Annotated in this window: 14 protein-coding genes; 13 read left to right on the forward strand and 1 reads right to left on the reverse strand. The window is 62.5% G+C overall.

Annotated features, from left to right (window positions below; translation table 11 throughout):
* The first annotated feature begins 3 nt into the window (after positions 1–3).
* The 13 genes from ABLU88_RS25220 to ABLU88_RS25280 all read left to right on the forward strand — a co-directional run bounded on the left by ABLU88_RS25220 (position 4) and on the right by ABLU88_RS25280 (position 10,480).
* Positions 4–486, forward strand: coding sequence for a BMC domain-containing protein (locus ABLU88_RS25220; protein WP_086073861.1), 483 nt, complete (start codon positions 4–6; stop codon positions 484–486).
* Positions 486–1,118, forward strand: a complete 633-nt coding sequence (locus ABLU88_RS25225) for a phosphate propanoyltransferase (RefSeq protein ID WP_348838378.1) — start codon at positions 486–488, stop codon at positions 1,116–1,118. The genes ABLU88_RS25220 and ABLU88_RS25225 overlap by 1 nt, the downstream gene beginning before the upstream one ends.
* Positions 1,115–1,606, forward strand: a complete 492-nt coding sequence (gene pduM / locus ABLU88_RS25230) for a microcompartment protein PduM (RefSeq protein WP_025107427.1) — start codon at positions 1,115–1,117, stop codon at positions 1,604–1,606. Before ABLU88_RS25225 ends, pduM begins: the two co-directional genes overlap by 4 nt.
* A gap of 3 nt (positions 1,607–1,609) precedes the next feature.
* Positions 1,610–1,885 (forward strand): propanediol utilization microcompartment protein PduN, encoded by a 276-nt coding sequence (gene pduN / locus ABLU88_RS25235; protein WP_004133641.1) that lies wholly within the window; start codon positions 1,610–1,612, stop codon positions 1,883–1,885.
* Positions 1,886–1,894: 9 nt separating this feature from the next.
* Positions 1,895–2,905, forward strand: a complete 1,011-nt coding sequence (pduO, locus tag ABLU88_RS25240) for a two-domain cob(I)yrinic acid a,c-diamide adenosyltransferase PduO (RefSeq protein ID WP_025107426.1) — start codon at positions 1,895–1,897, stop codon at positions 2,903–2,905.
* Complete coding sequence (gene pduP / locus ABLU88_RS25245) at positions 2,902–4,293, forward strand: CoA-acylating propionaldehyde dehydrogenase PduP (protein ID WP_025107425.1); 1,392 nt, start codon at positions 2,902–2,904, stop codon at positions 4,291–4,293. The genes pduO and pduP overlap by 4 nt, the downstream gene beginning before the upstream one ends.
* 11 nt (positions 4,294–4,304) lie before the next feature.
* Positions 4,305–5,417 carry a 1-propanol dehydrogenase PduQ gene (pduQ, locus tag ABLU88_RS25250; RefSeq protein WP_348838383.1) on the forward strand — a complete coding sequence of 371 codons (1,113 nt, stop codon included), beginning with the start codon at positions 4,305–4,307 and terminating at the stop codon, positions 5,415–5,417.
* Positions 5,414–6,769, forward strand: coding sequence for a cobalamin reductase PduS (pduS, locus tag ABLU88_RS25255; RefSeq protein WP_348838386.1), 1,356 nt, complete (start codon positions 5,414–5,416; stop codon positions 6,767–6,769). Before pduQ ends, pduS begins: the two co-directional genes overlap by 4 nt.
* 2 nt (positions 6,770–6,771) lie before the next feature.
* Positions 6,772–7,326 (forward strand): propanediol utilization microcompartment protein PduT, encoded by a 555-nt coding sequence (gene pduT, locus ABLU88_RS25260; RefSeq protein ID WP_014839414.1) that lies wholly within the window; start codon positions 6,772–6,774, stop codon positions 7,324–7,326.
* Positions 7,326–7,676, forward strand: coding sequence for a propanediol utilization microcompartment protein PduU (gene pduU / locus ABLU88_RS25265; RefSeq protein ID WP_000441103.1), 351 nt, complete (start codon positions 7,326–7,328; stop codon positions 7,674–7,676). Before pduT ends, pduU begins: the two co-directional genes overlap by 1 nt.
* A 4-nt stretch (positions 7,677–7,680) precedes the next feature.
* On the forward strand, positions 7,681–8,133 hold the full coding sequence (pduV, locus tag ABLU88_RS25270; RefSeq protein WP_348838395.1) for a propanediol utilization protein PduV: 453 nt from the start codon (positions 7,681–7,683) through the stop codon (positions 8,131–8,133).
* Complete coding sequence (locus tag ABLU88_RS25275; protein ID WP_348838398.1) at positions 8,118–9,332, forward strand: acetate/propionate family kinase; 1,215 nt, start codon at positions 8,118–8,120, stop codon at positions 9,330–9,332. Before pduV ends, ABLU88_RS25275 begins: the two co-directional genes overlap by 16 nt.
* A gap of 281 nt (positions 9,333–9,613) precedes the next feature.
* Positions 9,614–10,480: an L-threonine kinase gene (locus ABLU88_RS25280; RefSeq protein ID WP_032751078.1), complete on the forward strand. Its 867-nt coding sequence runs from the start codon at positions 9,614–9,616 to the stop codon at positions 10,478–10,480.
* A 126-nt stretch (positions 10,481–10,606) separates the two neighbouring features.
* Here the strand turns inward: ABLU88_RS25280 and ABLU88_RS25285 are convergent, their stop codons facing one another.
* Positions 10,607–10,852: a hypothetical protein gene (locus ABLU88_RS25285; RefSeq protein ID WP_348838402.1), complete on the reverse strand. Its 246-nt coding sequence runs from the start codon at positions 10,850–10,852 to the stop codon at positions 10,607–10,609.
* Positions 10,853–10,968: the final 116 nt, after the last annotated feature.

Raw genomic sequence — 10,968 nt, forward strand, 5'->3', positions numbered from 1 at the left:
TTGATGGCGAATAAGGAGCACCGCGTGAAGCAATCACTGGGATTACTTGAAGTTTGTGGTCTGGCACTGGCTATCAGCTGCGCCGATATCATGGCGAAATCCGCTTCTATCACGCTGGTCGCCCTCGAAAAGACCAATGGTTCAGGCTGGACGGTGATTAAAATTACCGGTGATGTGGCCTCCGTGCAGGCGGCCATCACCACCGGCGCACAGTTTGCCGAGCAGCGAAACGGCCTGGTGGCCCACAAAGTCATCGCCAGGCCCGGAGAAGGGATCCTGCGCGCGGAGGCTCCCCCGCCCTCCGTCATGCAACCTGAGCCTGAAGCGTCAGGGACGGCAGATGTCGTTTCACCAGCGCCAGCAGAAGAGCTTCCCCAGCAACACGGCGTGGTCAGCTGCAACCTGTGCCTCGATCCAAAATGTCCACGCCAGAAGGGTGAGCCGCGCTCGCTTTGCATTCATCCCGGCAAGCGAGGTGAAGCGTAATGGATAAACAGCTTCTGGAATCAACGGTCAGCAAAGTTCTCGACGAGATGCGGCTACGCCCCATCCCGCTGGGGGTTTCAAATCGTCATATCCACCTGTCGGCGGCGGATTACGAACGCCTGTTCCCCGGCCATCCCATCAGCGAGAAAAAGGCGCTGCTGCAGCCGGGACAGTACGCCGCGGAGCAAACCGTCACCCTGGTGGGGCCGAAGGGGCGGCTTAAAAATGTGCGCCTGCTCGGTCCGCTGCGCTCGGTAAGCCAGGTGGAAATCTCGCGTACCGATGCCCGAACCCTGGGGGTTGCGGCGCCGCTGAGGATGTCCGGCGATCTGAAAGGGACGCCGGGCATCCGCCTGGTCAGCCCTTTTGGCGAGCTGGAGCTGGCGTCAGGGGTTATCGTCGCGCAGCGGCATATTCATATGTCGCCGCTCGATGCGCTGATCCTGCGGGTCGCCCACGGCGACAGAGTTTCGGTGGCCATTGAAGGCGACGCGCGCGGGCTGATCTTCAACAACGTGGCGGTTCGCGTTTCGCCGGATATGCGCCTCGAAATGCACATCGATACCGATGAAGCCAACGCCGCCGGCGCCGATAACCCGCAGGTCTTTGCCCGGCTGGTAGGCCCGCGATGAACGGCGAAGTTCTGCAGCGCATCGTGGAGGAGATTGTCTCCCGGCTGCAGCGTCGCGCCCATAGCACGGCGACGCTGAGCGTGGCGCAATTGCGCGATGCCGACTGCCGGAGTCTGTTCTGCCAGCACGCGTCGCTGCGCATTCTGCTCGTCGACCTGCCCCTGCTGGGCCAGCTGACGGAGGCGGAAACCGACGATCCCGCGGCCCGCAACATTCACGACGCGCTGGCTTTTGGCCTCCGCGTACAGCTCACCCTGCACCGCCAGCTGCTGCCGGTTATCCCGGTTAAAAAACTGGCCCGCCTGCCGGTGAACTTCACCGACGAGCGCGGAGTGCCGCTGATCCTGCACGCGGGTTCGGTGCTGAGCTATCGCGACGTCGCGCCGCTGGGCCAGGGGCGCCTGGTTATCCACCGCAAATGCCTCGTGACCGCGCTGGCGCGCGACGCGGCGCAGGCGCGGAATATTGAACTCATTAAGCAGGAGTAAATCATGCATCTGGCACGAGTCACGGGCGCGGTTGTCTCCACGCAAAAATCGCCTTCCCTGGTCGGCAAAAAGCTGCTGCTGGTGCGGCGGGTCAGCGCCGATGGCGAGCTCCCCGCCTCGCCGACCTCCGGCGATGAAGTCGCCGTGGATTCCGTCGGCGCGGGGGTTGGCGAGCTGGTGCTGCTCAGCGGCGGTTCCAGCGCCAGGCACGTTTTTTCCGGGCCAAACGAGGCCATCGACCTCGCCGTTGTCGGCATTGTCGATACGCTTTCACGTTAAGGAGCGACTATGGCGATTTATACCCGAACGGGCGACGCTGGCACCACCTCACTCTTTACCGGCCAGCGGGTGAGCAAAACCCACCCGCGGGTTGAAGCCTACGGCACGCTGGATGAACTGAACGCCGCGCTGAGCCTGTGCGCCTGCACCGCCGCGGATGAACACCACCGCGCCCTGCTCGAAGCTATCCAGCAGCAAATTTTCTGGTTTAGCGCAGAACTGGCCAGCGACAGCGAACGGCCGTCGCCGAAACAGCGCTACATCAGCAGCGAAGAGATTTCCGCTCTGGAAGCCGCTATCGATCGGGCCATGGCCCGCGTCGAACCGCTGCACAGCTTTATTTTACCCGGCCGCTGCGAAGCCGCGAGCCGCCTGCATTTTGCCCGCACGCTGGCCCGCCGGGCCGAACGCCGGCTGGTTGAGCTGGCGGCGGAAGTCAACGTGCGCCAGGTGCTGATGCGCTACATCAATCGCTTATCAGACTGCCTGTACGCCCTGGCGCGCGCGGAAGATAGCGATGCTCACCAGAACAACATCATCCGCGAAGTGAGCCGGCGCTATCTGGCCGCCAGCCAGCCGAGCCGCAGCAAGGAGACGACGCCCGTGGCCCTCTCATTCCACGATCTGCACCAGCTCACCCGCGCCGCCGTTGAGCGCGCGCAGCAGCTAAAGGTGCCGGTGGTGATCAGCATCGTTGACGCGCACGGCACCGAAACCGTGACCTGGCGGATGCCGGACGCTCTGCTGGTCAGCAGCGAGCTGGCGCCGAAAAAGGCCTGGACCGCGGTGGCGATGAAAACGGCGACCCATGAGCTGAGCGACGCCGTTCAGCCGGGCGCCGCGCTTTATGGCCTCGAAACGCACTTACAGGGAAAAGTGGTCACCTTTGGCGGCGGTTACACCCTGTGGCGCGACGGCTTATTAATCGGGGGTCTTGGCATCAGCGGCGGCAGCGTTGAGCAGGACATGGACATAGCACTGGCCGCCATCGCGGCCATTAACGTGGGAACTCATCAATGAATACTTCTGAACTCGAAACCCTTATTCGCACCATTCTTAGCGAACAGTTAACCCCGGGGCAAACGCCGGAGCAGCCGCAGGGCAAAGGGATTTTTCAGTCCGTCAGCGAGGCTATCGACGCCGCGCACCAGGCGTTCTTACGTTATCAGCAGTGCCCGCTGAAAACCCGCAGCGCCATCATCAGCGCAATGCGTCAGGAGCTGACGCCGCAGCTGGCCGCGCTGGCGGAAGAGAGCGCCAATGAAACGGGGATGGGCAACAAAGAAGATAAGCTACTGAAAAACAAGGCTGCGCTGGACAACACGCCGGGCGTGGAAGATCTCACCACCACCGCGCTGACCGGCGACGGCGGCATGGTGCTGTTTGAGTATTCGCCGTTTGGCGTTATCGGGTCGGTCGCGCCGAGCACCAACCCGACGGAAACCATCATCAACAACAGCATCAGCATGCTGGCTGCGGGCAACAGCGTCTATTTCAGCCCGCATCCGGGAGCAAAAAAGGTCTCTCTGAAGCTGATTAGCATGATTGAAGAGATTGCCTTCCGCTGCTGCGGCATCCGCAATCTGGTGGTCACCGTGGCGGAACCGACGTTTGAAGCCACCCAGCAGATGATGGCCCATCCGCGCATTGCGGTCCTCGCTATTACCGGCGGCCCCGGCATTGTGGCGATGGGCATGAAGAGTGGTAAGAAAGTGATCGGCGCCGGCGCGGGCAATCCGCCCTGCATCGTCGATGAAACGGCGGATCTGGTCAAAGCGGCGGAAGATATCATCAACGGCGCCTCGTTCGATTACAACCTGCCCTGCATTGCCGAGAAGAGCCTGATTGTGGTGGAGAGCGTCGCCGAACGTCTGGTGCAGCAAATGCAAACCTTCGGCGCGCTGCTGCTGAGCCCTGCCGATACCGATAAACTCCGCGCCGCCTGCCTGCCTGAAGGCCAGGCGAATAAAAAACTGGTCGGCAAAAGCCCATCGGCCATGCTGGAAGCGGCCGGCATCGCCGTTCCGGCGAAAGCGCCGCGTCTGCTGATAGCGCTGGTTAACGCCGACGATCCGTGGGTCACCAGCGAGCAGCTGATGCCGATGCTGCCAGTGGTGAAAGTCAGCGATTTCGATAGCGCGCTGGCGCTGGCGCTGAAGGTTGAAGAGGGGCTGCATCATACCGCCATTATGCACTCGCAGAACGTGTCGCGCCTGAACCTCGCGGCCCGCACTCTGCAAACCTCGATATTCGTCAAGAACGGCCCCTCTTATGCCGGGATTGGCGTCGGCGGCGAAGGCTTTACCACCTTTACTATCGCCACGCCGACCGGTGAAGGGACAACCTCGGCGCGCACCTTTGCCCGCTCCCGTCGCTGCGTGCTGACCAACGGCTTTTCCATTCGCTAACCGAGGTCGCGATGAAGACTTTCTCACTACAAACGCGGTTGTACAGCGGTCAGGGTAGCCTGGCGGTGCTCAGGCGCTTTACCCACAAGCACATCTGGATCATCTGCGATGGCTTTCTTGCGCGCTCGCCGCTGCTGGAAACCCTGCGTCAGGCGTTGCCCGCAGATAACCGCATCAGCGTCTTTAGCGAGATAACCCCGGATCCCACTATCCATACCGTGGTGCAGGGCATTGCGCAAATGCAGGCCCTGCAGCCGCAGGTGGTCATCGGCTTCGGCGGCGGATCGGCGATGGACGCGGCGAAAGCCATCGTCTGGTTCAGCCAGCAGATCGGCATCAATATCGAAACCTGCGTGGCGATACCAACCACCAGCGGTACCGGTTCGGAAGTGACCAGCGCCTGCGTGATTAGCGACCCGGATAAAGGCATCAAGTATCCGCTGTTCGACAATGCGCTCTATCCCGATATGGCGATCCTTGACCCGGATCTGGTGGTCAGCGTGCCGCCGCAGATTACGGCCAACACCGGCATGGACGTGCTGACCCACGCGCTGGAGGCGTGGGTCTCTCCGCACGCCAGCGACTTTACCGACGCGCTGGCGGAAAAAGCCGCCAGGCTGGTGTTTCAGTATCTGCCCACGGCGGTGGAAAAAGGCGACTGCGTAGCAACGCGCGGGAAAATGCACAATGCCTCAACGCTTGCCGGGATGGCGTTCAGCCAGGCGGGGCTGGGGCTTAACCACGCCATCGCCCACCAGCTTGGCGGGCAGTTTCATCTGCCGCACGGGCTGGCCAACGCGCTGCTGTTAACCGCGGTTATCCGCTTTAACGCCGGTCATCCGCGCGCCGGAAAACGCTACGCGCGGCTGGCCAAAGCCTGCGGCTTTTGTCCGGCAGACGCCAGCGATATGACGGCGATCAATACGCTGATCCAGCAAATCGAACGGCTCAAGCAGCGCTGCGCGCTGCCGTCACTGGCGGTCGCGCTGAAAGAGGGACGATCCCAGTACTCAGCGCGTATTCCGGCGATGGTGCAGGCCGCGCTGGCTGACGTGACGCTGCGCACCAATCCTCGCCCGGCCAGCGCCGGGGAAATTCAGGAACTGCTGGAGGAGCTGCTATGAGTACCGCCGTCAACGCTGCTGAAATGGCCTGGAGCGCCGAGGAGATCCGCGAGCGCGTGCGCGCGGCGGGCGTGGTCGGCGCGGGGGGCGCGGGGTTTCCCGCCCACGTGAAGCTGCAGGCGCAGGTAGAGATTTTTCTGGTGAACGCCGCCGAGTGCGAACCGATGCTCAAGGTCGACCAGCAGCTGATGTGGCAGCAGGCTGCGCGTCTTGTCCGCGGCGTGCAGTACGCGATGACGGCAACCGGCGCGCGCGAAGGGGTGATTGCCCTGAAAGAGAAATACCGCCGGGCTATCGATGCGCTCACCCCGCTGCTGCCTGCCGGTATTCGCCTGCATATTCTGCCCGATGTCTATCCCGCAGGCGATGAGGTGCTGACTATCTGGCTGGCTACCGGTCGCCGGGTCGCGCCCGCCGCGCTGCCGGCCAGCGTCGGGGTCGTGGTGAATAACGTGCAAACGGTCCTCAATATGGCCCGCGCGGTTGAGCAGCAGTTTGCGGTGACCCGCCGCACGCTGACCGTTAACGGCGCGGTCGCCCGGCCGCTGACCGTCACCGTCCCCATCGGCATGTCGCTGCGCGAAGTGCTGGCGCTGGCGGGCGGCGCGACGGTCGACGACCCCGGTTTTATTAACGGTGGCCCGATGATGGGCGGCCTGATTACCTCTCTCGATAGCCCGGTGACCAAAACCACCGGCGGCCTGCTGGTGCTGCCGAAAAGCCATCCGCTTATCCAGCGGCGGATGCAGGATGAGCGCACGGTGCTTTCCGTGGCCCGTACCGTCTGCGAACAGTGCCGACTGTGTACCGATCTCTGCCCGCGGCATCTGATCGGCCATGAACTCTCTCCGCACCTGCTGGTGCGGGCGGTGAACTTTCATCAGGCCGCCACGCCGCAGCTGCTGCTGAGCGCCCTCACCTGCTCGGAGTGCAACGTCTGCGAAAGCGTGGCCTGCCCGGTGGGGATCTCGCCGATGCGCATCAACCGCATGCTCAAACGCGAGCTGCGGGCGCAAAACCAGCGCTACGAAGGGCCGCTCTATCCGGCCGATGAGATGGCGAAATATCGCCTGGTGCCGGTGAAGCGGCTGATCGCCAAACTGGGGCTGAGCCCCTGGTATCAGGAGGCGCCGCTGGTGGAGGACAAACCGGCAGTAGAAACCGTGACGTTGCCGCTGCGCCAGCATATCGGCGCCAGCGCGGTAGCGAACGTTGCGGTGGGAGAGCGCGTTACGCGCGGGCAATGCGTTGCCGATATCCCGGCGGGCGCATTAGGCGCGCCGATTCACGCCAGCATCGACGGCGTGGTTGCGGCCATCAGCGAACAGGCCATCACGGTGGTAAGAGGTTAACCATGTCTCAGGCTATAGGAATTTTAGAACTCACCAGCATTGCCAAAGGAATGGAACTCGGCGATGCGATGCTGAAAAGCGCCAACGTCAATCTGCTGGTCAGCAAGACTATCTGCCCGGGTAAGTTTTTACTGATGCTCGGCGGGGATATCGGCGCTATCCAGCAGGCTATTGAAACCGGTGCCTCGCAGGCCGGCGAAATGCTCGTCGACAGCCTGGTGCTGGCGAATATTCACCCCAGCGTCCTTCCGGCCATCAGCGGCCTGAACAGCGTGGACAAGCGCCAGGCGGTCGGCATCGTTGAAACCTGGAGCGTTGCGGCCTGCATCAGCGCCGCCGATCGGGCGGTGAAAGCCTCCAACGTCACGCTGGTGCGGGTGCATATGGCCTTCGGCATCGGCGGTAAATGCTACATGGTGGTGGCGGGCGACGTTTCCGACGTCAACAACGCGGTTACGGTAGCCAGCGAAAGCGCGGGCGAAAAAGGGCTGCTGGTTTACCGTTCGGTGATCCCGCGCCCGCATGAAGCCATGTGGCGACAGATGGTGGAGGGATAATGGAAAGACAGCCGACCACGGATCGCATGATTCAGGAATACGTTCCCGGGAAACAGGTGACCCTCGCGCACCTGATAGCCAACCCCGGGAAAGATCTCTTTAAGAAGCTCGGCCTGCAGGATGCGGTTTCCGCCATCGGCATCCTCACCATCACGCCCAGCGAGGCGTCGATTATCGCCTGCGATATCGCCACCAAATCCGGCGCGGTGGAGATCGGTTTTCTTGACCGCTTTACCGGCGCCGTGGTGCTGACCGGCGACGTTTCCGCCGTCGAGTACGCCCTCAAGCAGGTGACGCGCACCCTGGGCGAGATGATGCAGTTTACTACCTGCTCAATAACCCGGACGTAGCGCGATGAAACGTCTGATGTTAATCGGCCCCAGCCAGTGCGGCAAAACCTCGCTGACCCAGGGCCTGCGCGGCGAAGCGCTCCATTACAAGAAAACCCAGGCGATTGAATGGTCGCCGATGGCCATCGACACGCCGGGCGAATATCTGGAGAACCGCTGCCTTTATAGCGCTCTGCTGACCAGCGCCTGCGAGGCCGACGTTATCGCTCTGGTGCTGAACGCCGACGCCCAGTGGTCGCCGTTTTCTCCGGGTTTTACCGCCCCGATGAACCGCCCGACGATTGGCCTGGTCACCAAAGCCGACCTGGCCGACCCGCAGCGGTTATCGCTCATCGAGGAGTGGCTCAGGCAGGCAGGGGCGCAGCAGATTTTTTTCACCAGCGCGCTGAATAATCTGGGTCTTGATGCCGTGCTGGATTTTCTGAATTCGAAGGAACCTCTATGTCTTACAAAATAATGGCCATTAATGCCGGCAGCTCATCGTTAAAATTCCAGCTGCTGGAGATGCCTCAGGGCGATATGCTCTGCCAGGGATTGATTGAACGTATCGGCATGGCAAACGCTCAGGTGACCCTCAAAACGCCGGCGCAAAAATGGCAGGAGACGGCGCCGATTGCCGATCACCGTGAAGCGGTCACCCTGCTGCTGGAAAAGCTCCTCGACCACCGGATTATCCAGAGTTTGCAGGATATTGACGGCGTCGGCCACCGCGTGGCGCACGGCGGAGAGCGCTTTAAAGATTCGACGCCGGTCACCGATGATACCTTAGCGGAAATCGAGCGCCTGGCGGAGCTGGCCCCGCTGCACAACCCGGTCAACGCGCTGGGCATTAACGTTTTCCGCCAGCTGCTGCCCGAAACGCCGTCGGTGGCGGTATTTGATACCGCTTTTCACCAGACGCTGGACGAGCGCGCGTTTATCTATCCGCTGCCCTGGCGCTACTACAGCGAGCTGGGCATTCGCCGCTACGGCTTCCACGGCACCAGCCATAAGTACGTCAGCGCGACGCTGGCGGAAACGCTGGGCGTGCCGCTGAGCGCCCTGCGCGTGGTGAGCTGCCATCTCGGCAACGGCAGCAGCGTATGCGCAATCAAAGGCGGGCGCTCGGTTAACACCTCAATGGGCTTTACGCCGCAGTCCGGCGTGATGATGGGCACCCGCAGCGGCGATATCGATCCGTCGATTCTACCGTGGCTGGCGCAGCATGAGGGGCAAACGCCGGAGCAGCTTAATCAGCTGCTGAATAACGAGTCCGGCCTGCTGGGAGTTTCCGGCGTGTCGCACGATTATCGCGATGTCGAGCAGGCGGCGGACAGCGGCAATCGTCGGGCGGCCCTGGCGCTCTCGCTGTTTGCCGAGCGCATCCGCGCCACCATCGGCAGCTATATTATGCAGATGGGCGGCCTGGACGCGCTGATCTTTACCGGCGGCATCGGCGAAAACTCCGCCCGCGCCAGGAGCGCCATCTGCCATAACCTGAATTTCCTCGGGCTGTCGGTCGATGAAGAGAAAAACCAGCACAACGCCACCTTTATCCAGGCCGAGAATGCGATGGTTAAAGTGGCGGTCATCAATACCAATGAAGAGCTGATGATTGCCCGCGATGTGATGCGCCTGGCGCTTCCCGAAGCGCAGACGTTAACCGTTTCAGCCTGAGCTCGCCGCCCGGCAAGTTGCGGTGAATCATGGTAATAGCGGGATCGGCATGACACTATGCGCTTAAAATTCTGAAACTTTACCCTAAATAATTCAAGTTACAGGACAAAGCACTTGTGCTTTGAACAGCGCTTGCGCTGGCCCCGTAGGGGCGAGGCCGCAGGCCGAGTAACGCGGCAAACAAGTGAGTCCCCAGGAGCTTACATAAGTAAGTGACTGGGGTGAATGAGAGCAGCCAACGCCCCTGTAGCTTGAAGTATAACGGGTAAAAAGGTGAATACGTGGCCGTAGCACAATGCCCCGCCTCCTGCGGTGAACTCATCCAGGGCTGGATCCTCGGCAGCGAGAAGCTGGTCTCCTGCCCCGTTGACTGGTACAGCACCGTCGAGGTGGACTACGGTTCGCCTCGCGCGGATGAACGTCCGCTGGCGCGGGCGATGGTCGACCGGCTGCTGAGCTACTGGCGCTATCCGGCGGAGCTCGGCAAAGAGATTCGGATCGATATTTGCTCCACGATTCCGGTCGCCAAGGGGATGGCCAGCAGCACCGCGGATATCGCCGCGACGGCGGTGGCCACCGCGCATCATCTCGGCCATCCGCTGGACGAGCCCACCCTCGCCCGACTCTGCGTCTCCCTGGAGCCCACCGACAGCACCCTGTTCCGCCAACTGACCCTGTTCGACCACAACACCGCCGCCACGCAGATTGCCTGCGGCAGCCAGCCGCAGCTCGATCTGCTGGTGCTGGAAAGCCCCGCCACGCTGCTGACCACCGATTACCACCGCCTTCCCCGGCTTGAAAAGCTGCACGCCCACTCCGCGTCTCTGCAACTAGCCTGGGAGAAAGTTCAGCTGGCCTGCGAGACGGATAATCCGCGGCGGATGGGAGAGGCCGCGACGCTCAGCGCCGTCGCCAGCCAGCATCTGCTGCCGAAGCCGGGGTTTGATACGCTGCGGGGGCTGGTGGAAGAGTGCGATTTATACGGTATTAACGTGGCGCACAGCGGCAGCGTGGTCGGCCTGATGCTCGACCGCCAGCGTCACGATATTGAGTATTTGCAGCGACGGCTGGGAGAGACGCGGCTTAGCGAGCTCTGGCCCCGGCAGCACCTGCTGCGCATGGTGCAGGGCGGCGTCGAGCTGCGCTAACGCTTGCGCAGCCATGCCCCGGGTTGCGGCGCTGCGCGCCTTACCCGGGCTACCGACCCGCAGACGGCTATGAGCCCGTAGTCCGGCTAAGCGCAGCGCGAGCCGGGAAGAAGCCGCACCGATACATTAATCCCGGCGCATTCCCCGGGTTGCGGCGCTACGCGCCTTACCCGGGCTACCGGCGCGCAGACGGCTATGAACCCGTAGCCCGGCTAAGCGCAGCGCGAGCCGGGAAGAAGCCGCACCGATGCATTCATCCCGGCGCATTCCCCGGGTTGCGGCGCTGCGCGCCTTACCCGGGCTACCGGCCCGCAGACGGCTGTAAACCCGTAGCCCGGCTAAGCGCAGCGCGAGCCGGGAAGAAGACCGCAACAAAACCTCATGCTGTGCACCTTCCCCTGAGGCGGGCTACCGGTCCGCAGACGGCTATGAGCCCGTAGCCCGGCTAAGCGCAGCGCGAGCCGGGAAGAAGACCGCAACAAAACCTC

The organism is Klebsiella sp. GW_Kp182 (genome assembly GCF_040062275.1).
Taxonomy (GTDB): domain Bacteria; phylum Pseudomonadota; class Gammaproteobacteria; order Enterobacterales; family Enterobacteriaceae; genus Klebsiella; species Klebsiella michiganensis.